The following is a 24,229-nucleotide window of genomic DNA, read 5'->3' as shown; positions in this document are numbered from 1 at the left end:
GAGAGCGGGGAGCCTGAAGGTTGTAGGCCCTGCTCAGGCTGTGAAACCGCGCGAACACGGGATCCGGACGGGAAACGGGCCAGCTCCCCAGTACGATGCGGAAATCTCGAAGAGGATTGGGGGGCATAGCCGGTGCCGAAAGGAACGCCGGCCGGCGCGGAGTTCCTGACCTGATGTCAATATGTTGGCACTCTCCGACGGGGCCTCGCCCGGCCACTTACCCGCAACATGGATGCTCGCACCCGAAGGCCGCTGAACCAGGTTGGCGCATTCTCACAGGTAACGGCCAGGCGAATCGGCCCAACGCTTCCCGTCACGCGTCCAGCACGAGGTCTTCGATTGGCGCCGCCTGACAGGTAAGGCAGATCGAGGGATCGTCCGGCTCGGTGCCGTGAAGGTGGACGACCTTGCCGGAGATGATCTTGACCGCGCAACTCTCGCACTGGCCCACCCGGCAGCCGCTCGGCAGCGAGACGCCTAGTTTCTCGCCGAAGCCGAGCAGAGGACCGTCCTCGGCCGTCCACAGCCTCGGCGTGCGCTGGCTGGCGGCGAAGGTGACCGCATATTGCGTGCCGTCGTCCATGTTGACCACGGCCGGTGAGCGGAACACCTCGCGGAAGATGTCGAACTTGGGAACGCCCCGCTGCATCAGTCCGTTCGCGAAGGCGTCCATCATCGCCTCGCTGCCGCACATATAGATGCGGGGGTGCCGGCCGAGCAGATCATCACTCACCAGATCGGCGGTGATGTCGTCCGCGCTGTCATAGTCGGCGCCGGGCCGATCTTCCGGCAGGGGCCGCCGGTAATGATTGCGAACCTTCAGGCCCGGCAGGCGGCGCCGATGCTCGGCGATGTGCTCCCGGAAGGCGTGGGAGCGACTGTTCGCATTGGCGTAGAGCAGCGTGATGTCGAGCGGATCGCCATCGTCCAGACTCTCCAGTAGGTTGCTGAACGGCGTGATGCCGATGCCGCCAGCCAGCAATATAAGCGGTTGCGGCGAGGCCCTTGGCACAATGAAATTCCCCGAAGGGGCGCGCAGTTCGACAAGATCTCCGGCTTTCATTCTCCGGTGGAGATGTCCGGACATCCGCCCCTCGAAAGGGTCGCCGTCCGTCGTGCGCCCTTTCTGGTGACGCACGCAGATGCTGTAGTGGTTGCGCCCGGCAAGACGTGCGGGTCCGGTGAGCGAATAGGTCCGGGACACGGGCGCGCCATCGATATCGACGCGGATCTCGACATGCTGTCCGGGGTGAAAATCGGGAAGCGCCTGTCCGTCCTGTGGCGTGAAGACGAAGGTCCGGACGCCTTCGGCTTCGTCCTCGACCCGGTCGAGATGGAATGTCCGCCAACCTTTCCAGCTTCGCTGGCGCGCTTCGGTGAGCGGATCCAGGGCGATCTGGCAGCGAAAGCTGCGCAGAGGGGTCGAGCCGCTGACCGGATCGGCAATCTCCGCCGAAATGAGGCTGTTGAAATTGCTTCCGATGCCGTCGCCAATGGACAGTTCCGGCCTGTCGAGCTCTGGACAGGCCTGCCACCAGCCGAATTCCGCAACGACGACGTCATCGGAAAGCTGCGGGGTGATCCGGGCTTTGAAACGTGCGTCACCGACATGGGTCGAGACCCGAACCCAGTCGCCGTCGCCGATGCCACGGGACGCGGCGAGACCTGGGCCGATCTCGGCGATCGGGTCCGGCGCGCGCTTGCGCAGCGACACCAGCGAGCGGTGCTGGCTATGGCAGTAATAGCCGTTCTTGGCGGAACTTAGTACCAGCGGGTAGCGGTGGGGGAGCGGCCCTTCGCCGAGCGGCTGCGTGAACGAAGCGACGGCCGGCTGGCCATGGCGAAGCAGGAGTTCCGAGTAGATCTCGACGCGCCGGGTTTCGGTATCGAACCCCCGGATATGCGGCTCGCCATCATGATGGGGCAGGGCGTATTTGCCTTCACGGCTGTCGATCTCGCAACGGATACCGCCGGGTTCGCGTCGCAACCGGGCGATGGACAGGTTGAGCGGCTCCAGCATGTGGTCCCAGCCCGCCTCAAGGCTGCCGCCGAAGAACGCTTCCCCCATGCCAAGCCGTTCGGCGAGCGCGAACACGATCTCGCAGTCGGAGCGGCTTTCGCCACGTGGCGGCACCATGCGCGGACGGAACTGGACGCGCGAGGCGGCCTCGTCGCTGATCTCGAATCCAAAGCGCAGGCCCTCATGCTCCCACGGGCTGTTCACCGGCAGGAAGATGTCGGCGTAGCGCGCCGCGGGGGTTTCAAACAGGTCGCAATGGACGTGGAAGTCGAGCGCTTCGAGCGCCTCGAGCGCCCGCGCGGAATCGCCCTGGCTCACCGGCAGATTTGTGCCGAAGGCCATCATCGCGCGCACCTTGTAGGGTTGCCCTTCCAGGATGGCGCGATAGGTGTCGCGCGCCGTCACCCAGCCCATGGCCGGGGGGCCGATGGGGCGCTCAGCGAAACCGAGCGCCTTCGACCGGAGGGCGGGCACCTTTTCCAACGCGTTGACGGGCCGGAAGAACGGGCCGCGCCGGACCCGGTTGGCCCCGACGCGGTCGAAGCTGCCGGTGAGCGCATAGAGCGTGGCGACCGCCCGTTCGGTCTGCGTGGCATTGGCGTGCTGGCCGATGCCGGTCCAGGCGTGATACGCGATCCGGCGGCCGGCTTGCAGAAGTTCGGCCGCCGCCCGGAGCCGTTCGGGCTCGACACCTGTGATCTCATGGACCCGCGCCGCGTCGTAGCCGGAACAGGCGTCGAGCAGATGCTGAAGGGCCGGGGCACAGGTCAGCGACGACGCTTCGCCGTCCTGGCCTAGGGTCTCCACCTCCACCGACCCGCGTATCTTGAAATCGCGTGCCCTCGCCGGTGATATCGCCTCCTCGGGCTCATAGGGCTGTGGCGCGTCCGCCGCGAGGCTCCACACCAGGGCGCGATTGTGGGGGGCTTCCGGCCAGAGGTCCTGTTCCCGCAGGAAGCGCCCGTTATCGGCGCGCACGAGGAAAGGGGCGTTGGTCCAGGCGCGGACGAACGATTCGTCGAAACGCTCCGTCTCCAGCAGCAGCCGCGCCAGGCCGAGCGCCAGCGCCCCGTCGGTGCCGGGGCGAACCGGCAGCCAGACATCGGCCTGCCGCGCCAGGGCGGTCGGGCGCGGATCGACGACCAGCAGCTTCGCCCCCTTGGCGCGGCCGCGCGCGATGGCGTCGGCCTGCGCCAGCCAGGTGTTGGTCGGATTGTGCCCCCAGAGCATGATGGTATCGGCATTCTCGTAATCCGCCGGGGGGATGCCGCAGCCAAAGGTGAAGGCGTGGGCGACATCCTTGTGCCAGTTGCAGATTTCGGTGCCGTAGCAGATGTTCGGGCTGCCGAAGTGACGCACGAAGCGCTCGATCCAGTCGATGCTGTCGGACAGCGGTGTGCCGCTCGGTGTCGTCACCGAGAAGGCAACCGCTTCGGCGCCATGTTCCGCCTTGATCGTTCCGAGGCGCCCGGCGATTTCGGTGAGCGCCTCGTCCCAGGAGATGCGGACCCAGCCGGGATCGCGCGCGCCCTTCGGCGCGGTTCGACGCATCGGATGGAAAACGCGGTGCGGGCTGTGCACGATTTCAGGCGCCGCGCGGCCCTTCATGCACATCGCCTTGCCGGTGGGATGAGAGGTGTCCGGGCTGACCGAGACCAGACGGTCGCCCTCCACCTCGTTGAGGGTGCCACACCGGGAGCGGCACAATGTGCAGTAGCCCGGAACAATCGTGCTCACCTGTGCCCTCCTCTTCTCTGACGTCCCACATCTCACGCGAGCAGGGCGTGCTGTGCCCGGCGATCCGTCAGGCCGTGAATGACAGCGCGCCACGGATCTCCTCGTGCGGGCCGACGCCCGCATCCGGTTCTCCCGCGAGCAGGGCGGCAGCGGTCAGATCCTCCACCGCCGCGCCGACGGATTTGAAAAGCGTGATATCGGCGGCATCGATTCGCCCCTGGCACGCTCCCGAGACCAGCTCATGAAGATCGCCGCAGATACGCTCGGCGCTCCATGTGCCGGCTGCGATCGGCTGGAGCAGGTCGCCCGCCTCGGCGAGCGTACCGGCATAGGTATCCACGAACACCCGGGCACCCGCGACCGTGGCATCGTCGCATTCGCGCATCTGGGGCGTGAAGGCGCCGACCAGATCGACATGCGTGCCGGGACGTAGATCGCGGGCAAAAATCAGAGGCGTCTGCGAGGTGGTGGCGCAGCTCACGATGTCCGCCCGCACCAGTGCCGCCGGCAGATCGCCGACCACCTCGGCCGCGAAACCCTTTTCGGTGAGCTTGGCGACGAGCGCTGTGGCGCGGGCGAGACTTCGCCCGAACACCAGCACCTTTTCGATCGGCCGCACCGCCCTGTGCGCTTCGGGCAGGTGGCTGGCGACGTTGCCGGTGCCGACGACCAGCAGAGTGCGGCTGTCCTCGCGGGACAGGTGGCGCGAGGCGAGCGCGGAGGCCGCCGCGGTCCGGCGATTGGTCAATGCCTCGCCGTCGACCAGCGCCGTGGGCTGGCCTGTCTGCCCGTCGAACAGGACGTAGAGCGATGAGACGGCGCCAATGCCGCGCTCGGCATTGCGCGGGAACACGGAGACCATCTTGACGCCGAGCGTGCGCCCGCGATCCCAGGCCGGCATGGTCAGAAGATGGCCCGGCGTGTCCGCCGTTCCCACATCATAGGACTGTCGCACGGGCATGGGCTCCCCGCCGCTCCGGAAAGCGGCTTCGAGCGCATCTATCAGGCGCGGATAGTCCAGTTTCGCCTCGACCTCGATGCCAGTGAAATAAGGGAGCATTCTTGCGATCCTCGGGCCTTTATCATTTAAGGGTAGTGATACCGGTGCAGACCCAGAGGATTTCGGCGTCCTCCTCGCTGAGCGAGATGATGGCATGTCCCATCTTGCTGTCGAAATAGGTGCTGTCGCCTTCCGCGAGTTCCACTGGCTCGTAGAATTCAGTGAAGACCTTGACCCGGCCTGAAAGCACGCAGACGAATTCTTCGCCCTGATGGCGCACCCAGCCGGGGAAGTCGTCGAGGCTTCGCGCCACCACCCGTGCCTTGAACGGCAGGATCTCCTTTTGCGATAGATCCGTGGCGAGCACCTCATAGCGATAGGTATCGGTGGGGTGGAGCTTGCCTTCCCCGCGCCGTGTGACGCTGCGCCGCCCGAAGGGCGCGTTCTGCCGCCGCGCGTCGAACAGCTCGACGATGTCGAGTTCTGTTCCGCGCATGATCCGCTGCAGCACGTCGTAGGTCGGCGACATCTGCCCGTTCTCGATCTTGGAGAGCGTGGAACGCGCGACCCCGCAGCGCTGGCTGACCTCTTCCAGCGTCCAGCCGTTTTCCAGACGCATCCGCTTGAGCCTCTGGCCGAGGTCCACCGAACTATCCCGAGTCGCGGGTTCCGGGGTTGAAAACCGGGCCGGTATTTCGCTGGTGACCGTCGCCATCGCTTCGTCCACACCGGCCCGCAACGTCATCTTCTTTACCACGAAAGGTCTCCAGTCCCGGTCGGGCGGCAGTGACCTGCCGCCCGCCGACATTTACTTCTGCACCAGCGGACATTCGCTCTTGGCGAGCGGCAGGAATGCCCGGTCGCCGGGAATGGTCGCCAGGATATTGTAATAATCCCACGGCTCCTTGGATTCTGAAGGCTTCTTGACCTGCACAAGCAACATATCGTGCACCATGCGGCCGTCCTCGCGCACCTTGCCGTTCTTGGCAAAGAAGTCATTCACGGGCAGTTCGCGCATTTTGGCTGATACGGCCTTGGCTTCGTCGGTTCCGGCGGCGTCGATCGACTTCAGATAATGCATCACCGAGGAATAGACACCAGCCTGCAGGGCCGTCGGCATTGCCTTGCGCTCCTCGAAGAAGCGTTTAGCGAAGGCGCGGGTCTCATCATTCTGGTCCCAGTAAAAGCCCTCGATGAACGAAATGCCCTGCGCGGTATCAAGGCCGAGCGCGTGCACGTCCGAGATGAACATCACCGGCGCGGTCAGGATCTGACCGCCTTCGGTGATCCCGAATTCGCTGGCCTGCTTGATCGCCGTCGTCATGTCCTTGCCGGCCGTCGCCAGCATGATGACTTTCGCCCCCGAGGCCTGTGCCGGCAGCAGGAAGGCGGACAGATCGTTGGCGCCGAAAGGATGGCGGACGGTGCCCACCACCTTGCTGCCATCGGCGGTGATGGCTTCGGTCGCGATCTTCTCCAGCGAATGGCCGAAAGCGAAGTCGGCGGTGACGATGAAGAAGGTGTCGTTGCCCTTGTCGATCAGGGCCTTGATCGGGCCAACGGCATTCGAATAATTGTCGTAGACCCATTGCACGCTGGTGGGCGAGCACTTCTTGCCGGTCAGGTCGGTGGAACCGGGCGACGAGAACAGCGCCACGCGGTTCTTTTCGCGGGTGAGGTCCTGGATCGCCAGCGCGATGGCACTGTTGGTGACGTCCGAAATGGCGTCGACCTGCTCGTTCTCGATCCAGCGACGGGCGATGCCGACACCGACATCGGCCTTGTGTAGATGGTCGGCGCCGATGATCTCGATCGGCTTGCCGAGCACCTTTCCGCCGAAGTCGGCGGCCGCCATCTGGGCCGCGAGCAGAGAGCCTGGTCCGTTCATGTCCGCCCACTGGCCGGACATATCGGTCAGCACGCCGATCTTGACGACATCGTCGCTGACCTGGGCTTGCGCCGGACCGCCGACGGCGAGCGTTCCGAGGCATAGCGCAGCCGCTAGTCCCCGCAGCACGGTGGAAGCTGTCATAGGCATCGTGTTCCCCTTTTTTGAGGCCGTTGGCCGGCCGAGATCCAGAAGCGTTCCGGCTGAGCCGGTACGCGCAGTCACGTGCGGAAAACCTGCGTCAGTGCCCGCTCCGCTCGGGAACGGCCTTGGTGCGGGAAAGCCCTCGGGCGAACCCGATCAGTTCGCCCACGATCCCGCGCCGGAAGGCAAGCACGCACAGCACGAAGATCGCGCCATGGATGACGATCACCCACTGGCCGAGCGAGGAGAGGTAGTTCTGCATCGCCACCACCACGAACGCCCCGACGACGGGCCCGAACAACGTGCCGACGCCGCCGAGGAAGGTCATCAGCAGCACCTCGCCGGACATCGACCAGTGCACGTCGGACAGCGTCACGATCTGGCTGGTGATCGCCTTGGTGGCGCCGGCGAGCCCGGCAAGCGCGGCCGAGAGCGTGAAGGCGACCAGCTTGTAGCGCGTGGTGTCGAGGCCCAGCGACTGGGCGCGGGACTCGTGGTCACTCGTGCCCTTCAGCACGAGGCCGAAAGGCGAGCCGACAAGGCGCATGATCAGGTAGAAGCCGCCGAGGAAGATGGCGAGGACGAAGCCATAGAGATTGCGCGGCTCGGAGAGGTCGATAACCCCGAACAGATAGCCGCGCGGCACGCTCTGCAGGCCATCCTCGCCGCCGGTGAACGGCGCCTGAAGCGCGACGAAGTAGATCATCTGCGCGAAGGCCAGCGTGACCATGGCGAAATAGATGCCGCTGCGGCGGATGGTGAGCCACCCGACGGCGAGCCCCAGCAAAGCGGCAACGCCGGTTCCGGCCAGCACCGCAAGTTCCGGCGTGAAACCCCAGACCTTGGCCGCGTGGCCGCACACATAACCGGCCATGCCGAGGAACATGGCATGGCCGAAGGAGACCAGCTTGCCGTAGCCCGCCAGCAGGTTGAAGGCGCAGGCGAACAGGGCGAACAGCATCGCCTTCATCATGAAGCCGGGATAGACCACCAGTGGGGCCGCCGCGAACAGCACCGCCATGGCGACGAAGGCGATCATCTGCGTGCGCGGCGTCGACCCGGTCACCTCCACCGTCTCATGGGCCGCGGAACGCTCGGGCTTGGATCCGAACAGGCCCGCCGGGCGCACCAGCAGAACCAGGGCCATGATCACGAACACGACGGTGCTCGACATCTCGGGGTAGTACGCCTTGGTCAGGCCCTCGATCAGGCCGACGAGGAAGCCGGTGACGATCGAGCCCATGATCGAGCCCATTCCGCCGATCACGACGACGGCGAAGACGACGATGATGAGATCAACACCCATGCTCGGGCCGACCTGATAGATCGGGGCTGCGAGCACGCCGGCGAGCGCGGCGAGTGCGGCGCCGGCCCCGTAGGTGAGCATGATCATGCGCGGCACGCGAATGCCGAAGGCCTGCACCAACATCGGGTTTTCGGTGGCGGCACGCAGATAGGCGCCGAGCTTGGTGCGCTCGATGACGTACCAGGTGGTCAGGCACACAGTGAGCGAGGCCACGATGACCCACGCCCGATAGTTCGGCAGGAACATGAAGCCGAGATTGCGCCCGCCGGAGAGCGCCGCCGGAATCCTGTAGGGCTGGCCGGATGAGCCGAAGGCGTTGGTGAGCACGCCCTGGAAGATCAACGCCAGCCCGAAGGTCAGCAGCATGCCGTAAAGGTGGTCGAGCTTGTAAAGCCGGCGCAGCAGGAACCGCTCGATAACCATCCCGCTCGCGCCGACGATGAGCGGTGCCAGCAGCAGCGACCACCAATAGCCGATGCCGGCATAGTTCAGCAGCAGCCAGGCGGTCATGGCGCCCAGCATGTACTGCGCGCCATGGGCGAAGTTCACGATGTTCAACATGCCGAAGATCACCGCCAGCCCAAGGCTGAGCATGGCGTAGAACGACCCGTTGATGAGTCCGAGGAGCAGCTGCCCGTACAGCACGGCGGAGGGCACGCCGAAGATCATGGTCATCGCGAGCGCACTCCGTTACAGCCCGAGGTAGGATTTCAGCGTGTCGAGCCGGGCCTCGAGTTCGGAGCCCGGTATCTCGTCGACGACACGCCCGAGCTCGACCACGTAATGGCGGTCGGCGATTCCGGAGGCGAAAGCGACGTTCTGCTCCACCAGAAGGATGGTGAAGCCCAGCGCCTTGAGCTGGCGGATGGTGCGGCCGATCTGCTGGATGATGACCGGCGCGAGCCCTTCGGTCGGCTCGTCAAGCAGCAGGAAGCGGGCGCCGGTGTGAAGAATGCGCCCGAGCGCCAGCATCTGCTGCTCTCCGCCCGACAGCTTGGTCCCCTGACTGTCCAGGCGCTCCTTCAGGTTGGGAAAAAGGTCGAGGATCTGCTCGATCGTCATGCCGCCCTTGGCAACGGTGGGCGGCAGAAACAGGTTCTCGCGCACGCTCAGGCTTGAGAAGATGCCTCGTTCCTCGGGGCAGAAGGCAATGCCCTTGCGCGCAATCTCGAAGGGCGGTGCGGCGATGAGTTCGGCGTCGTCGAGACGGATCGAGCCCTCGCGGTTCTCCACCAGCCCCATGATCGCCTTCAGCGTCGTGGTCTTGCCCGCGCCGTTGCGGCCGAGCAGCGTCACCACCTCTCCGGCGCGGACGTTGAAGTCCATGCCATGCAGCACCTTGGATTCGCCGTACCAGGCCTCAAGTCCGGAGATCGTCAGCGTCTCAGCCATGGGCCTGTCCCGTATAGGCGGCCATCACGTCGGGACGGGTGGAAACCTCCTCGTAGCTGCCTTCGGCCAGGATCTCGCCGCGCATCATCACGGTGATGCGGGCGGCCAGTTCCGCGACGACCTTCATGTTGTGCTCCACCAGCAGCACGGTGCGGCCCTTTCCCGCCTCGCGGATCAGAGTGGTGATGCGGCCGATGTCCTCGCGTCCCAGGCCCGCCATCGGCTCGTCGAGCAGCAGCACTTTGGGGTCGAGCGCCAGAGTGGTTGCGAGTTCCAGCACGCGCTTGCGACCGTAGGAGAGGTTGCCGGCGAGGGAGTCCGCGTCTTCGGTCATGCCGAACTGGCGCAGCAGGGCGTCCGCCCGCGCCCCGACTTCGGGATGGTTTGACACCCGGCCGAGAAAGCTCCAGGCGATGCCCGCGTCCCTCAGCAGCGCCAGCTCCAGGTTCTGCCGGACGCTCAGGCCGGAAAAGACTGCGGAAATCTGGAAGGAGCGCACCACGCCGCGCTGCGCCATCGCCGCCATGCCGAGGCGCGTCACGTCCTCGCCGTCATGGAAGATCGCGCCCGCCGTGGGCGCCAGATACTTGGTCAGCAGATTGAAAAGCGTGGTCTTGCCGGCGCCGTTTGGCCCGATGACGGCGTGGATGCTGCCTCGCATCAGCTGGAAGTCGACATTCCTGACCGCGAAGAAACCGCCGAATTCGCGGCAGAGCCCCTTCGCCTCCAATGCGTAGTCGCTGGTGCCCATGTGCCGCAACCGCCTTTCTCAACGAGACCGAGTCTGTGGAGAAAGTTTCCGATCGTCAACATTTTCCGTGAATAAGATCGCTGAAAAACTAGCTCCGCATGCCCAGATTCTAGGCGCGTGCGAGGCGGGCCATTGATAATCCTGTCGCCGAGGAGGGGGCTGCAGGCCCGATCCTGACGATCAGGAACGGCGTCTCCCGTCGGGTGCCGACCAAACTGTTCCCGCGGTGAACCGGCCGTCCCACGCATCGGCGGTCCTTCCCTTTTGAAGGGGCCCTTATCCTCTGATTGCCCGACGACATGAGGATGGGTGCGGAGAGGGCGGAGGGACATCGCTTGGCCGGGGGAGGGCGGTCGCCGAGGCCATCAGGACGATCGCAATGACAGAGACAGCGTATTTCCGCTGGCAGGCGGGGCAGGCGGCAAGAAGAGCGGCCAGGTGCGCTTTTATCGCTGGTCGGTTCCATGCGGTGGACAGGCCGCGCGCAGGATGGCGAGCGCGCATGCGTGCAACGCGCCATTGGCGGCGGCCAGCACCTGCCCGCCGGAGCCGATGGAAAGCGGAGCGCCGCTCCAGTCGCTGATGACGCCGCCAGCTTCCTCCACCACGGTCACCAGCGCCATGAAGTCATATGGCTTCAGGCTCGCCTCCACCACGAGGTCCACATGGCCGCTGGCGAGCAGCCCATAGGCGTAGCAGTCGCCACCGAAACGGCTGAGGCCCACCTGCCGCGTGAGCGCCGCGAACGCGTCAGCTTCGGCGGCGGAGAACATGTCGGGCGAGGTCGCGCACAGTCGGGCGTCCGCCAGGTGTTCCACATGGCTGGTGCGGCACGGCGCGCCGTTGAGGCGCGTGCCACCGCCCGCGACGCCGACCCAGCGCTCGCCCATCGCCGGCGCCTCGATCACGCCGACCCTCGGGTGCCCATCCACCACCGCGGCTATCAGGGTGCCGAACAGGGGAAGGCCGGTCACAAAGCTCTTGGTACCGTCGATCGGATCGATCACCCACACCACCCGGCGGTCGATGCCCACGGCTTCTTCTTCCTCGCCGAGGATGCCGTGGGTCGGAAAGCGCCCGGCGATGGCTTCGCGCAACGCCCGCTCCACGGCCCGGTCGGCGGCGGTGACGGGGCTGTGGTCCGCCTTCCACTCGACCCCGATGGGCGTGCGGAAAGGGGCCAGGGCGAGTGGCCGGGCGAGATCCGCCAGATGCTCGGCAAAGGCGGAAAGCTCCGGCGTCTCGTCGTAACCCTCGGTGACCGCGTCCTTCGCAACGGCTTCCCGGCTGGCGATGGCGGGGTTATTCGGCATAGGCGGTCCTGCGGGAAATTGTGTCATCGGCCTCCGCGAGCGCCGGCGCGATCACCACCCGGGCGTGCTCCAGCGCGTCGCGCACGGCGGCGGGGGGCGGGGCGTCGGAGACGAGTATGTCCACCGCCCGCCAGTCGCAGACCTGGATAAGGCCGGGCTTGGCGTATTTCGAGCTGTCCAGCAGCAGCATCACCTTGTCGGCGAGCGGTATCATGGCGCGCTTGAACTCGGTCTCGAACAGGTCGAAGTCCATGCAGCCGCGTCCCACCGAGGCGGCCGCCACCGACATCACGAACAGGCTGGGGGTGAACTGCGAGGCGAAGTCTATGGCGGAGGGGCCGATGATGGTGCGGTCGTCCGCTCTCAATTCGCCGCCGGGCAGGATCACGCGGTGGCCCCGCCCGGCCGAGGACAGGGTCTGCGCGACCTCGACCGAAAAGGTGATGGCGGTGAGGCGCCCGGCGCGCGGCGCCAGCACCTGAGCGAGGAAGCAGGAGGTGGACGAGTTGTCGAGGAGGATGGTGGCCTCCTCGTCGATGAGTTCGGCCGCGGCCTCGGCGATGCGGCGCTTGGCCTGGGCCTGCTCGCGCAGGCGCCGATCAAAGGGCGCTTCCCAATCGGCGATGCTCAGGCGCACGCCGCCGTGGAACTTGTCCACGATATCGGCTTCCGCCAGCGCCTTCAGGTCGCGCCGGATAGTCTCGTCGGAGACACCGAAGTGACCGGCAAGGTCCGCGATGGAGGCGGAGCGCCGTTGGCGCAGCAACTCCACGATTTCCTGCTGACGCACGGACTGGGCCATGAACGTCGGGCCTCCCTATGGCGTTTTCGGGCGAGGCGGGGCAAATCTCGCGGAGGCAAAACGCGTTGTGTCAAAGTCTTCGAACGATCTGGCGATTCGCTGTGACGCGAGCATGCCTCAAATTCCGGGCAGGGCGCGCCCGCTGGCGGCGTCGAACAGGCGTGCGCGCGCCATGTCGAAGCTCACGCCCACCTCCGTCCCCACCGGGGGGGCGCTGTTCACCGGCGTTCTGGCGACGATGCGGTCGGGGCCCACCAGGATTTCGGCCAGCGCCTCCGAGCCGATCAGCTCAGTGCGCTCGACCCGTCCCCGTGTCAGCGACGGCGCGTCGGACGGGCTGAGGGTGATCTCTTCCGGGCGGACGCCGAGAAAGATCTCGCGCGCCTCGCCGCGTTCCGGCACATCGGCGCTGAAGCAGGGATGGCTCACCACGCTGCCGGAGCCATTGGGCCGGAGCGCGCAGCGCAACAGGCTCATTTCGGGCGAGCCGAGGAAGGTGGCAACGAAGGTGTTGGTCGGGCGCATGTAGAGTTCCATGGGCGGCCCCACCTGCTGGAGCCGGCCTTCGGAGAGAATGGCCACCCGTGTGCCAAGGGTCATGGCCTCGATCTGGTCGTGGGTCACATAGATGACGGTGAGACCCAGTTCCCGGTGCAACCTCTTGAGCTCGCCACGCATGTGGGTGCGCAGCTTGGCGTCGAGGTTGGACAGCGGCTCGTCGAACAGGAACACCTTGGGCTGGCGCACCAGCGCGCGGCCGATGGCGACACGCTGGCGCTCGCCGCCGGAGAGCACGTTGGGCTTGCGCTCCAGCAGGTGGGTGATGTGCAGGATCTCCGCCGCTTCGCGGATACGCCGATCGACCTCGGCCTTGGGCAGGCGGGACGCCTTCAGCAGCCCGAACGCCATGTTGCGGTAGGCGCTCATGTGCGGGTAGAGCGCATAGGACTGGAACACCATGGCGATGTCCCGCTTCTGCGGCTCGGCATGGGTCACGTCCTGCCCGTCGATCAGCAGGCGCCCGGTGGTGATCTCCTCCAGCCCCGCGACCATGCGCAATGTGGTGGACTTGCCGCAGCCGGACGGGCCGACGAGCACCATAAATTCCTTGTCGGCGACCGCGAGGTCCACCGCGTGAACGGTGGGCCGGCCCTGATAGGTCTTGCTGACGCCCTGGAGAACAACTTCAGCCATGCATGAAACTCCTACTTCAGGCCCGCGTGCATGAAGCTGTCGACGAAGCGGCGCTGGAAGATGACGAAGAAGAGCAGCAGCGGCGACACGACGACCACGGTCGCCGCCATCAGCCGCGTCCAGTCGGCGCCGCTGTCGGATTTTGCCAGCAGGCCGAGACCGATCGGCAATGTGCGCACGCTTTCCGAATTGGTGACCAGCAGCGGCCACATATAGTCGTTCCAGTGGGTCACCACGGCGATGATGGAGAAGGCCACCAGCGTCGGCTTCACCAGTGGAAGATAGACGTGCCAGAGGATGCCGAGATGCCCGCAGCCGTCGAGGCGTGCCGCGTCCGCGAGCTCTGTCGGCACCTGCCGGAAGGCCTGTCGCAGCATGAAGGTGCCATAGCCGGAGGCGACGAACGGCACGACCAGGGCGGGCAGGGAGTTAAGGATGCCGAGCTCGCGCACCGTGACGAAATTGGTGAGAAAGGTGGCGTAGATCGGAAACATGATCTGCAGCAGGAACAGCGTGAACAGGATGTTCTTGCCGGGAAAGTTGAGCCGCGCGAAGGCATAGGCGGCCAGCGTGATGGTGACGAGCTCGCAGATCAGGATGCCGCCGGTCACCAGCACCGAATTGATCAGGTAGGTGCCGAAGGGCGCCACCGCCATGGCGGCGGCGTAGTTGCTCCACTGCGCCACCGCGGGCAGGAAGCCGGCATGGGGATCGAACACTTCCGACCGCGTCTTCAGCGAGGTGACGACGATCCACACCAGCGGACTGATCCACAGGCCCAGAAGCGGAAGCAGCAGGGCGTGCAGCCAGTTTCTGCGCAGGGCGGCGCGCAGGGAGATTAGCGTGCTGCGGGAAGGGACGCGGGACGCGGCGGGGGCGGACAATTCGAGGGGATCCTGCAGGGTTGCCATGGGAAGCCTCAGCGACCGAGGTAGTGGACCCGTCGGCCGAACACCAGCGCAACGAGGGTAATCAGGCCACCGACGAACAGCAGCAGTACGTTGGCGAGCGTCGATGCGTAACCGATGTCCTGGTACTGGAATCCGTTCTGGTAGATGTAGAAAGTGAGCACATTGGTGGCATCGGCGGGGCCGCCCTGGGTCATTACATAGACGTAATCGAAAATCTGGTAGGAGTGCAGCAACCCGATGATGATGACGAAGTAGAGCGTGGGTGAGATCAGCGGGATGGTGATGTGGATCAGCCGCGTCCACGCCGGCACGCCGTCGAGCCGTGCCGCCTCATAAAGGTCCGAGGGCACCATCTGCAGTGCCGCCAGCAGGATCAGCATGAAGTAGCCGGAATACTTCCAGATGCTCATGATGATGATGGCGAACATGGCGGTGCGGCTGTCGTAGAGCCATTCGAGCTTGGGCAGGCCCAAGAGGGCGAGGGCGTCGTTGATCGGCCCGTAGCCGGGGGCGTAGAGGAACACCCACACCATGCCGGCGGCGACCGAGGGGATCATCACCGGATAGAAGAAAGCCGAGCGGTAGAAGGCCATGCCGCGGAGCTTGCTGTCGAGCGCGACCGCCAGCAGCAGCGCGCAGGCGATGGCGCTGGGAATGGTGACAAGGGTGTAGAAGGCGGTATTGGCCAGCGATTTCCAGAACAGGCTGTCCGTCCACAGCCGCCCGTAATTCTCCCAGCCGAGAAAGAAGATCTTGTCCGATCCCAGCATCACGTCGTGGAAGCTGAAATAGATCGAGCGCAGGATCGGCCAATAGGTAAAGGTGGCGAGGAAGAGCAGCGAGGGCGCGAGCAGACAATAGGCGAGGCCCGCCTCGCTGAGGCGCGCGCGAAGCCCGGAGCCTGTGACCATGCCGATCCTCATCGGGGGGCAATCCTCGTTGAACGTGACGTCTGTCGGAAAGCACGGAGTGCCGGCCGGTTCGGGCAGATCCGTGCGATCCTTTCGGACTGTCATGGCCGGTTGGATCCCGGCCATGACAGTCCGTATCGGGGGCGCCCGTCGTGGTGGGCGCCCGTGCCTCACGTGCGGCGGCGCAGCAGGCGCTGGATCTCGCGGTTGGAGTTATCCGCCGCCTCCTTCAGCGCGACGTCCGGCGCGGTGGAGCCGGCCAGCGTGCTGTCGATGGCGCTTTTCAGGTACTCGCGGACCTTGTGATAGCCGGGCACCTGCAGGAAGGCGCCGGCATAGGCCGCCTGCTCCAGCGCCACCTTGGCCTGTGGCACCTGCTCCAGATACGCCTTCATCTCGGGCGTTTCCCAGGAGGACTTGCGCACGGCAAGATAGCCTGTGTCCCGGCACCATTGTGACTGCACCTCGGTGGATGTCATCCACTTGGCGAAGGTCCAGGACGCCTCGATCTGCGCGTCGGACTGCTTCTTGGCGATCATGATGGGACCGCCGCCCTGGCAGGCGCCGAAGGTCTTGTTCTTCGGCATGAAGGCCACGTCGACCTCGAACGGGGACGACTTGCGCAGGTTCGTCAGGGAGCCGGTGGAGTGGTAGAGCATGGCGGTACGCCCGGCCATGAAGTCGTTGGCCGACCCTTGCCAGGTCGAGGCCGGCGGCATCACGCCCGCCTTCACCATCTTCACCCAGAACTCCAGCGCGTCCACGGATTCGGGGCGTTCGAACAGCACCTTGTCCTTGGTCCACGGCACCAGCCCGTTCTGGCGGCAGTAGCACTCGAAAATCCAGTCGTGCCAACCGCCGCCAATGGTCAGGCCCCAGCGCTTCAGCTCGCCGTTCTCGCGCACGGTGAGCGCCTTGGCCACGTCGAACAGTTCGGCCCAGGTCACCGGTGCCTTGGCGATGCCGGCGGCCTTGAACATGTCCTTGTTGATGTAGAGCACCGGCGTGGAGGGTTGGAAGGGCAGCCCGTAGAGCTTGCCGTCGGAGACGCAGGTTTCCAGGAATCCGGGAAGGAAGTCCTGGTTGATGTCGGTTCCCTTCGCCTTCTCGGTGACGTCAGCGAGCGAATCGAGGCCGAGGAAGGTCTGCAGCGCCGAGTTGATCGGCAGCCAGGTGGAGGGCGGATCACCCACACCAAGAGCGGTGATCACTTTCTGCTCGGTATTGTCGTAGCTCCCGGCATAGATCGCTTCGACTTCGATGCCCTCATTGGTGGCATTGAAATTCGAGATCATGCCGGAAACGATGCGGTTGATGTCGCCGGAGACACCCACCGGATACATGAACTGCAGCTTCACCTTGTCCGCCGCGCGGGCACGCCGCGCGCCAAGGCCGGCCGCCAGGGTCGCCGCACCGCCGACGAGGACGCTACGCCGGGAAATGTGGGAAAATGTGGAATCGGCCAACACTTCTTTCCTCTCACAGATCGAGTGGGGTCGGGCAGGCGAACATCGCCCGCCACCGAACGGCAGCTGGATACGTGTGCCCCCAAGGGGAGAATGGACGCAGGAGCTCCTCGAAACGTGTCCAACGACGTGCGACTTAGGACCGTTTCGATGACAGTGACGTGACGTTAACTTTGGATTATTTGGAAATCGAGGCTATAAAATATGCAAGATGCACAAATAACCACACATTCCCTCGCCTGCCTCGACCAAACTTTGCGGAAGCTCTAGAACCGTCACGAACCTTCGCGGCAGCGCGTGTGGCAAATGGGTGCCGGCGCCGTCCGTAATGTTGGAGCGTCTTAATGTTGATCGCGCAACTTACCGATTTCCACGTCACCGTCCCCGGTGCCCGCGTGGGCGGCAGCGTGGATACGCGCGCCAATTTCGACGCCCTCGTGGCATATGTGGGGGCGATGCGCCCTCGGCCCGATCTGCTGCTTGTGAGCGGCGATCTCGCCGAGGCGGGGGTGGAAGCGGAATATGCGCATGTGCGCGCCGGGCTGGACAATCTCGGTATTCCCTATCTCGCCGTTCCCGGAAACCACGACATGCGCGCGCCCATGCGCGCGGCGCTCGGGCCGCGTACCGGCTCCGAGGCCGGCCATCTCGGGCTGGCGGCGGACCTGCCGGGGCTGCGCGTGGTGGGGCTCGATACGCTTGTCGAGGGCGCTGGCCACGGCGCCATCGGCGACGCGCAACTGGGCTGGCTTCAGGATATCCTCGGCGCCGGCGACGGGCGGCCGGTGCTGCTCGTCCTGCACCATCCCCCGTTCGTCACCGGCATCCCCGCTTTCGACGCCATCGGCCTTCGTGAGGGACGCTCCGCGCTGGAGGCGTTGCTGCGCGGGCGGTCCGACATTGCCGGCCTGCTGTGCGGTCATGTCCACAGGGCGCTGGTCGGCACCTTCGCCGGACATCGGGTGTTTGTGGCTCCCTCGGCCAGCCACCAGTTCGCACTGGATCTTGAGACGCCCGGCAGCTTCCGCGTGGTGCGCGAGCCCCCGCAGATCGCGCTCCATCGCCTGGTGGATGGCCGGCTGGTCTCCTGCCTGGTGCCCGCTGCCGCGGCGGGCGGCTGAGCGGGGCGTACGGATCGTTGCCGTCCGCGATGGCGCGCGCGCGCTTCATTGCTATATAGCGCTCATGACCAGCGAGACCCCCGCCCCCTCTGCGCGCGCCGCTCTGTTCTCCCCCGAAGAGGTGGAGCGCTATGCGCGTCACCTCGTGCTTCCCGAGATTGGCGGGCCGGGGCAGGGGAAACTGAAGAAGGCGCGCATGCTCGTCGTCGGCGCGGGCGGGCTCGGCGCGCCGGTGCTGCTCTATCTCGCCGCGGCGGGCGTCGGGCATCTGGTGGTGATTGACGACGACGAGGTGTCGCTGTCGAACCTGCAGCGCCAGGTCATCCATGCCACGTCAGCGGTGGGGCGCCCCAAGACCGAGAGCGCGGCCGCTTTTGTCGCCGCGCTCAATCCGCATGTGACGTTCGAGGGCGTGCGGGCCCGCCTCACCGTCGAGAACGCGCTGGCGCTTGTCGCCTCCGTCGACGTGGTGATCGACGGGTCGGACAATTTCTCCACCCGCTATCTGGTGTCGGACGCCTGCGCGCTGGCGGGGCGCCCGCTGGTGACGGCGGCGCTGGGGCGTTTCGATGCCACGGTGACCACGCTGCGCCCGCATGAGAAGGGCGCGGACGGCACGCCGAACCCAACCTATCGCTGCCTGTTTCCCGAGCCGCCCCCGGTGGGCACGGTGCCGAGCTGCGCCGAAGCCGGCATTCTCGGCGCGGTGGCCGGTGTCGCCGGCTCGCTGGCGGCGCTGGAGGCGATCCGCGCGGTGACGGTTTTCGGCGAGGGGCTGGTGGGCCGGCTGCTGATGATCGACACCCTCTCCATGCGTTTCGAAACGCTGAACTATGGCTGGGATCCGGACAACCCGCTCACCGGCACGCATCCCACCATCACGGATCTTTCCGCGCACCGGCGGTAAGGCGGCTATGCGCCCAGTTGATGCGCCAGCAGGTTGTTGTGGCCGGCAATCCATCCCGGAATGAGGAAGGCGTCGACCAGCACCCACAGGCCGACGCCGACCAGTAGCACCAGCCCGACCCCGACCGCCGCGAGAATGAGACCGAAAACCGTGAGCATGAGCTGCGCCACCGCGCTGCCCGTGCGCCCGCAATAGAACCGGTGGCCGCCCATGCCGCCGAGGAAGAACCAGAGCAGATAGGCGACGCCCATCGACTTCTTGTTGGCCTCGTAGAGCATCAGCGAGCGCGCGTCGCCACCCACCATCCCGACCCTGCTCGTATCCATTGGCGTACCCCCTGCCATAAAATGCAACCAATGATGGTGGATTTCAGAAGGGTTCGCTACTAGAAATTGCAACGCGGTCCGCCCGCCATCTGCGCGGGACATTCGCGTCCCGCCCGGCGGCTTCAGAGCATTGCCGGCAGGACCCGGTCGGGCGGGCGGTGGTCGTCCATGAAGGCGCGGATGTTGACGATCACCTTCTCGCCGGTGTCGATGCGCGCTTCCACCGTGGCCGAGCCCATATGCGGCAGCAGCACCACCTTGCCGGCGCGTGCGAGCTTGAGCAGCTTGGGGCTCACGGCGGGTTCGCGCTCGAACACGTCGAGCCCGGCGCCGGCGATCTCCCCGCCCTCGATCATGCGGATCAGCGCGTTCTCGTCGATCACCTCGCCGCGCGCGGTGTTCACGATATAGGCATCCCGGCGCACCAGCTTCAGCCGTCGGGCCGAGAGAAGGTGGAAGGTGCCGGGCGTGTGCGGGCAGTTGACGGACAGAATGTCCATGCGGGCCAGCATCTGGTCGAGGCTGTCCCAATAGGTGGCCTCCAGCTCCTCCTCGATCTGAGGGGGGAGCGGGTGCCGGTTGTGGTAGTGGATCTGCAACCCGAAGGCCTTGGCGCGCCGCGCCACCGCCTGGCCGATCCGCCCCATGCCGATGATGCCGAGCCGCTTGCCCCAGATGCGGTGGCCGAGCATCCAGGTCGGCGACCAGCCGGGCCACTCGCCATCGTCATTGTTGATCAGCGCGGCGCCTTCGGTCAGCCGTCGCGGCACGGCCAGGATCAGCGCCATGGTCATGTCGGCGGTATCTTCGGTCAGCACGCCGGGCGTATTGGTGACGGTGATGCCCCGTTCATTGGCCGCGACGACGTCGATATGGTCGACGCCATTGCCGAAATTGGCGATGAGCTTGAGGTTGGGACCCGCCGCTTCGATGACCCGGGTGTCGATACGGTCGCAGATCGCCGGCACCAGCACGTCGGCGGTGGCCATGGCCTGGGCGAGCTGGTCCTGTGTCATCGGCACGTCGTCGACGTTCAGCCGCGCATCGAACAGTTCGCGCATGCGCGTTTCGATCTTGTCGGGCAGTCTGCGTGTAACGACCACCAGCGGCTTCTTGCGGCCCATTTCAATCCCCGTGTGGACAGCCTTTGCGGCGATCAAGCTCCCGTTAACGCGGAGGGCACACACTCGCGCCGATGGGCGACGCGATCCTTAGCAGACGGGTCGGTGAAACACAAAAATGCACCGATTCGCAGTGCAGGCGGTGTCGTGCGGCCAGGCCGCAAGACCGGAGTTCAATCCCGGGACATGTTTCGGGACAGGGGTGAATGAGACGATGGCGGATGACGGGCTTTCGATGAGGGCAGGGCGCGTGCGCCTGCGCCGGGGGGCGGCATGGGCGCTTGGCGCGCTTCTTGTGCTGACGCCGCTGGCCGCCGGCGCGCAACAGAACGGCGCGCCGCAGGCGGGCGCGACGGCCGGGCGCACCAGCGGCCTGCCGGTGCCACGCTTCGTCAGCATCAAGGCCGACAAGGTGAATGTGCGCTCCGGCCCCTCGCTGGACCATGCGGTCGCGTGGGTGTTCACCCGCGCCGGTCTGCCGGTCGAGGTGACGGCGGAGTTCGAGACCTGGCGGCGGATCCGTGATTCGGATGGCGCCGAGGGGTGGGTCTATCACTCCATGCTGTCGGGCCGGCGCACCGCGCTGGTCAGCCCGTGGAGCAAGAGCGATCCGGTTCCGCTCTACGAATCGCGGGAGGAGACCTCATCGGTGAAGGCCCGTCTGGAGCCCGGCGTGCTCGGCAAGGTCGAGCATTGCGACGGCAAATGGTGCCGCTTCTTCGACGAGGGTTTCGACGGCTTCATCGAGCAGGAAAAGCTCTGGGGCGTCTATCCCGGCGAAAAGGTGGAGTGATCGACCGGGCCGGCGACGCGGCGCCCGGCCCGCGGCAAGGCCCCGTGCGCGACCGCACGGGCGCTCAGACGGCCGGCGCCGGCCGTGCCTCGATATAGCGCCGCTCCTGCGTGCGTCCGCCATAGCCATAGGCGTCGGCCCGCGCCTCGAACACATGGACATAGCTTTCCGTGTGCAGCGGCCCGAGAATCTCTCCGGCGGCGGCGAAGGTGGCGGCGATGAAGCCGGCCTTTTCGCCCTTCGTATTCGTGCCCTCGGTCACCCGGATGTCGAGCCAGAATCCGGCGAGCCCCTGCGCCGCCAGCGAGGCGCCGCCGCTGTACCAGCTCCCCGGCTCGAAACGCTGCACCGCCACGCTGGTCAACGCGGGATCCTTGCCCAGCCATTCCTGGGCGAGCCGTGCAGCTTCGCGCGCGAGGCGCGGCTCGACCTCGGGTGCAGTGGTCGGGCCGGGTGCGAAGGAAATCTGGATCATCGGCATGGAAGCCTCCCTGGCATCAGAATGATGAGGCGAAGCTAGCGCGGGCTCGTGAATGATGAAATCATATCGATCATGATAACTATGATGACAAAATGATATGAATGAAGCCCTCGATCTCGACACGGTGGAGACCTTCCTGCGGGTGGCCGAGCTGGCGAGCTTCACCCGCGCGGCGGAGCTCGCCGGGATCAGCCAGTCGGCGGTCAGCCTCAAGCTTCGCAAGCTGGAGGCGCGCCTCGGCCGTGTTCTGCTGGAGCGTACGCCGCGCCATGTCCGGCTGACCGCCGATGGCGAGCGCTTCCTGCCGCGGGCCCGGGCACTCGTGCTCGCGGAACGGGACGCGCGGCTGTGGGAAGCGCCGGCCCGGCGCCTGCGCATCGGCGTCAGCGACCATGTTGTCGGCGACAGCCTGGCGATGCTGTTGCGTCGTCTCGACGCGCTGGTGCCCGGCACTGTGTTCGAGATGCGGGTCGGGTTTTCCCGCGAATTGCTGGTCGCCTATGATTCGGGGGAGATCGACGCGGCCATCGTGCGCCGTGAGGCCGACCGGCGCGATGGCGAGGAGCTGCGTCGCGACGCCTATGGCTGGTTCGCCGCCCCGGAGCGGCGCGTTATAGCGGGCGAAGCGGTGCCGCTGGCTCTTCTGGAGGCTCCCTGCGGCGTGCGTGCGCACGCCATCCGCGCGCTCGGCGACGCCGGGATCGCGTGGCGGGAGGCCTTTGTCGGCGGAGGTGTCGCCGCCGTTGCGGCGGCTGTAACGGCGGGTCTTGCCGTGGCCCCGCTCGCGGCCCGGCTGGCGCCGGCGGGCAGTCGGGACATCGGCCCGCAGCTCGGTCTGCCGCCTCTGCCGCACGCGCGGATCATGCTGGTCGCCCGCGCCGGAGATGGCGCGCAGGGGCGGCTGATCAGCACACTCGCCGCCGCTTTTCGCGGCTGAGTGCCGCCGCTCGGGGCGGGCGTCGAAAAGCAAAAGGCCGGTCACTGGACCGGCCTTCATCTCATCGGATCAGTGGCGCTCAGGCCCGGATTACGCGCGGTGCTTGGGCTTCAGGCGCACCACCACGTCGATGCGGGCGACCTCATAGCCTTCCGGCGGCTCGGGAATGCGCTCCACCTCGACGGCGGCGCTGGGAATGTCGAGAAGGTGGTTCTCGCCTTCCATGAAGAAGTGGTGGTGGTCCGAGGGGTTGGTGTCGAAATAGGTCTTCGACCCGTCGATCGCCAGTTCGCGCAGCAGGCCCGCCTCGGTGAACTGGTGCAGCGTGTTGTACACGGTCGCCAGCGACACCGGGAAGCGCGCCTTGATCGCTTCCTCATGCAGGATTTCCGCCGACACATGACGGTCGCCTTTGGCGAACAGCAGCCATCCCAGGGCCAGACGTTGCCGGGTCGGGCGCAGGCTCACCTCGCGCAGCATATGGCGCACATCGTGGAATGGACAGCCATTGCGCGGCACCGCCGCCCCGTCGCGCAGACGCGCCACGGGCAGCACGGGCTCGTCATCGACGAGCACGCGGGAGACCGACACAGGATGGGGACGAACGGTTTCGCTCATCTCAACTTCCGACTAGGATAGGCCAGCGTTCCAGACACGTTGCACAAACGTCTCCGCTTCCGCCAGCACGCCAAACAGGACAACCACATCGCGGACGTTCATCACGCGATGCCGCATTTTTCATCTGGCATTATATCGGCACGCCCGCCGCCGGGGCAATATCGCGGCCGATGATAGTAATTATTCCAATGTAAATGCCCGCCCCGGCGCAACGATCGGCCCCCTTGCCCGCTGTCCCGGCCCCGTTTCGACGGGTGCCCCGCGCAGCGGTCAGCCCGGCGCCCGGCGCGGCTTTTCCGCATACGTGACATTTTCGGTTCCCCTACGGCAGCGGCGGTGGCTTTGAGCGCGATGGACGCTGTGATAGGAAGCGCCGGGCGAGCGGTACCTTGTGTCCTGTCGGGGGTACGAAGCCGGTCGCAGGTCCCGGCGGTCTGGCCGCTCAAGCGACAAGAAATGGAAGAGTACAGGGAAGATGGTGGAGCGGCAGTCGAGCTACACATATGAGGAACTGCTCGCCTGTGGGCGGGGCGAACTTTTCGGGGCGGGCAATGCGCAGCTTCCCGCGCCGCCCATGCTGATGTTCGACCGTATCACCGAGATTTCCGAGGATGGCGGCCCGAACGGCAAGGGGCACGTGCGCGCCGAGCTGGATATCAACCCGGATCTCTGGTTCTTCGCCTGCCACTTCATCGGCGATCCGGTGATGCCGGGCTGCCTGGGGCTGGACGCGCTGTGGCAGCTCGTAGGGTTCCATCTCGGCTGGCTCGGTTCGCCCGGCCGCGGGCGCGCGCTCGGCGCCGGGGAGATCAAGTTCTCCGGGCAGGTGCTGCCGACCGTGAAGAAGGTGGTCTACGGCATCGACTTCAAGCGCGTCATGCGCTCCAAGCTCGTTCTCGGCATCGCGGATGGCTGGCTGGAAGCCGATGGCGAGGTGATTTACCGCGCGGGCGATCTGAAGGTCGGGCTGTTCCAGACCTGACGCCTCCCGGCCCGATGCCGCCGCCGAATTCCCGCGCGGTGGCCCCTGTATCGCGCGGGTGGTGGCCCGGGCGGCTTTCCCGCCACACTTGCGAACTGCCGCCCGTGA

Annotated in this window: 21 protein-coding genes and 2 pseudogenes; 5 read left to right on the top strand and 18 right to left on the bottom strand. The window is 66.1% G+C overall.

Annotated elements, in window-relative coordinates:
- Positions 1 to 313 precede the first annotated feature (313 nt).
- The 14 genes and pseudogenes from G3A50_RS08155 to G3A50_RS08095 form a co-directional block, all read right to left on the bottom strand.
- Positions 314 to 3,757, bottom strand: a complete 3,444-nt coding sequence (locus G3A50_RS08155; RefSeq protein WP_246252238.1) for a molybdopterin-dependent oxidoreductase — start codon at positions 3,755 to 3,757, stop codon at positions 314 to 316.
- A gap of 67 nt (positions 3,758 to 3,824) precedes the next feature.
- The gene (lhpI, locus tag G3A50_RS08150; protein WP_163074772.1) at positions 3,825 to 4,817 is read right to left on the bottom strand and encodes a bifunctional Delta(1)-pyrroline-2-carboxylate/Delta(1)-piperideine-2-carboxylate reductase; all 993 of its coding nucleotides are present in this window, start codon (positions 4,815 to 4,817) and stop codon (positions 3,825 to 3,827) included.
- A gap of 22 nt (positions 4,818 to 4,839) precedes the next feature.
- Positions 4,840 to 5,565, bottom strand: coding sequence for a helix-turn-helix domain-containing protein (locus tag G3A50_RS08145; protein ID WP_246252235.1), 726 nt, complete (start codon positions 5,563 to 5,565; stop codon positions 4,840 to 4,842).
- Complete coding sequence (locus G3A50_RS08140) at positions 5,566 to 6,795, bottom strand: ABC transporter substrate-binding protein (RefSeq protein WP_163074771.1); 1,230 nt, start codon at positions 6,793 to 6,795, stop codon at positions 5,566 to 5,568. It lies immediately after the preceding gene.
- Between the two features lie 91 nt (positions 6,796 to 6,886).
- A pseudogene (locus G3A50_RS22920) lies at positions 6,887 to 7,753 on the bottom strand (branched-chain amino acid ABC transporter permease); the annotation flags it as partial.
- A gap of 141 nt (positions 7,754 to 7,894) precedes the next feature.
- A pseudogene (locus tag G3A50_RS22915) lies at positions 7,895 to 8,770 on the bottom strand (branched-chain amino acid ABC transporter permease); the annotation flags it as partial.
- A 15-nt stretch (positions 8,771 to 8,785) separates the two neighbouring features.
- A complete protein-coding gene (locus G3A50_RS08130; RefSeq protein WP_163074769.1) occupies positions 8,786 to 9,487 on the bottom strand; it encodes an ABC transporter ATP-binding protein in 702 nt (233 codons plus the stop codon).
- A complete protein-coding gene (locus G3A50_RS08125; RefSeq protein WP_163074768.1) occupies positions 9,480 to 10,238 on the bottom strand; it encodes an ABC transporter ATP-binding protein in 759 nt (252 codons plus the stop codon). Before G3A50_RS08125 ends, G3A50_RS08130 begins: the two co-directional genes overlap by 8 nt.
- Positions 10,239 to 10,684: 446 nt before the next feature.
- Positions 10,685 to 11,551 (bottom strand): histidinol-phosphatase, encoded by an 867-nt coding sequence (gene hisN / locus G3A50_RS08120; RefSeq protein WP_163074767.1) that lies wholly within the window; start codon positions 11,549 to 11,551, stop codon positions 10,685 to 10,687.
- On the bottom strand, positions 11,541 to 12,353 hold the full coding sequence (locus tag G3A50_RS08115) for a DeoR/GlpR family DNA-binding transcription regulator (RefSeq protein ID WP_163074766.1): 813 nt from the start codon (positions 12,351 to 12,353) through the stop codon (positions 11,541 to 11,543). Before G3A50_RS08115 ends, hisN begins: the two co-directional genes overlap by 11 nt.
- Positions 12,354 to 12,470: 117 nt before the next feature.
- Positions 12,471 to 13,547 (bottom strand): ABC transporter ATP-binding protein, encoded by a 1,077-nt coding sequence (locus G3A50_RS08110; RefSeq protein ID WP_163074765.1) that lies wholly within the window; start codon positions 13,545 to 13,547, stop codon positions 12,471 to 12,473.
- Between the two features lie 11 nt (positions 13,548 to 13,558).
- Positions 13,559 to 14,458, bottom strand: a complete 900-nt coding sequence (locus G3A50_RS08105; RefSeq protein ID WP_163074764.1) for a carbohydrate ABC transporter permease — start codon at positions 14,456 to 14,458, stop codon at positions 13,559 to 13,561.
- A gap of 8 nt (positions 14,459 to 14,466) precedes the next feature.
- Positions 14,467 to 15,369, bottom strand: a complete 903-nt coding sequence (locus G3A50_RS08100) for a carbohydrate ABC transporter permease (RefSeq protein ID WP_163074763.1) — start codon at positions 15,367 to 15,369, stop codon at positions 14,467 to 14,469.
- Between the two features lie 170 nt (positions 15,370 to 15,539).
- The gene (locus G3A50_RS08095; protein ID WP_163074762.1) at positions 15,540 to 16,835 is read right to left on the bottom strand and encodes an ABC transporter substrate-binding protein; all 1,296 of its coding nucleotides are present in this window, start codon (positions 16,833 to 16,835) and stop codon (positions 15,540 to 15,542) included.
- Positions 16,836 to 17,179: 344 nt separating this feature from the next.
- Between G3A50_RS08095 and G3A50_RS08090 the strand changes: the two genes are divergently transcribed.
- Together G3A50_RS08090 and G3A50_RS08085 are read left to right on the top strand one after the other, a co-directional pair.
- A complete protein-coding gene (locus tag G3A50_RS08090) occupies positions 17,180 to 17,956 on the top strand; it encodes a phosphodiesterase (RefSeq protein WP_163074761.1) in 777 nt (258 codons plus the stop codon).
- Between the two features lie 64 nt (positions 17,957 to 18,020).
- Positions 18,021 to 18,863: a HesA/MoeB/ThiF family protein gene (locus G3A50_RS08085; RefSeq protein WP_163074760.1), complete on the top strand. Its 843-nt coding sequence runs from the start codon at positions 18,021 to 18,023 to the stop codon at positions 18,861 to 18,863.
- A gap of 5 nt (positions 18,864 to 18,868) precedes the next feature.
- Here G3A50_RS08085 and G3A50_RS08080 read toward each other — a convergent pair whose 3' ends face one another.
- Both G3A50_RS08080 and G3A50_RS08075 read right to left on the bottom strand, forming a co-directional pair.
- Entirely contained in the window at positions 18,869 to 19,189 is a 321-nt protein-coding gene (locus G3A50_RS08080) for a TM2 domain-containing protein (protein ID WP_246252232.1), read from the bottom strand.
- A gap of 122 nt (positions 19,190 to 19,311) precedes the next feature.
- Positions 19,312 to 20,313 carry a 2-hydroxyacid dehydrogenase gene (locus G3A50_RS08075; RefSeq protein ID WP_163074759.1) on the bottom strand — a complete coding sequence of 334 codons (1,002 nt, stop codon included), beginning with the start codon at positions 20,311 to 20,313 and terminating at the stop codon, positions 19,312 to 19,314.
- Positions 20,314 to 20,512: 199 nt separating this feature from the next.
- On the opposite strand from G3A50_RS08075, the gene G3A50_RS08070 reads away from it, so the two are divergent.
- Positions 20,513 to 21,103 (top strand): SH3 domain-containing protein, encoded by a 591-nt coding sequence (locus G3A50_RS08070; protein ID WP_246252229.1) that lies wholly within the window; start codon positions 20,513 to 20,515, stop codon positions 21,101 to 21,103.
- Between the two features lie 64 nt (positions 21,104 to 21,167).
- Here the strand turns inward: G3A50_RS08070 and G3A50_RS08065 are convergent, their stop codons facing one another.
- Positions 21,168 to 21,584: a tautomerase family protein gene (locus G3A50_RS08065; protein WP_163074758.1), complete on the bottom strand. Its 417-nt coding sequence runs from the start codon at positions 21,582 to 21,584 to the stop codon at positions 21,168 to 21,170.
- A 97-nt stretch (positions 21,585 to 21,681) separates the two neighbouring features.
- Here G3A50_RS08065 and G3A50_RS08060 point away from each other — a divergent pair, with 97 nt between their 5' ends.
- Positions 21,682 to 22,521 carry a LysR family transcriptional regulator gene (locus G3A50_RS08060; RefSeq protein ID WP_163074757.1) on the top strand — a complete coding sequence of 280 codons (840 nt, stop codon included), beginning with the start codon at positions 21,682 to 21,684 and terminating at the stop codon, positions 22,519 to 22,521.
- Positions 22,522 to 22,611: 90 nt separating this feature from the next.
- Here the strand turns inward: G3A50_RS08060 and irrA are convergent, their stop codons facing one another.
- A complete protein-coding gene (irrA, locus tag G3A50_RS08055) occupies positions 22,612 to 23,139 on the bottom strand; it encodes an iron response transcriptional regulator IrrA (protein WP_163074756.1) in 528 nt (175 codons plus the stop codon).
- A 475-nt stretch (positions 23,140 to 23,614) separates the two neighbouring features.
- Here irrA and fabA point away from each other — a divergent pair, with 475 nt between their 5' ends.
- The gene (fabA, locus tag G3A50_RS08050; protein ID WP_163074755.1) at positions 23,615 to 24,121 is read left to right on the top strand and encodes a 3-hydroxyacyl-[acyl-carrier-protein] dehydratase FabA; all 507 of its coding nucleotides are present in this window, start codon (positions 23,615 to 23,617) and stop codon (positions 24,119 to 24,121) included.
- Positions 24,122 to 24,229: the final 108 nt, after the last annotated feature.

It is taken from the genome of Ancylobacter pratisalsi (assembly GCF_010669125.1).
GTDB lineage: Bacteria > Pseudomonadota > Alphaproteobacteria > Rhizobiales > Xanthobacteraceae > Ancylobacter > Ancylobacter pratisalsi.
Note: the sequence above shows the minus strand (reverse complement) of the source record. Positions and strands in the feature narration are given on the sequence as shown.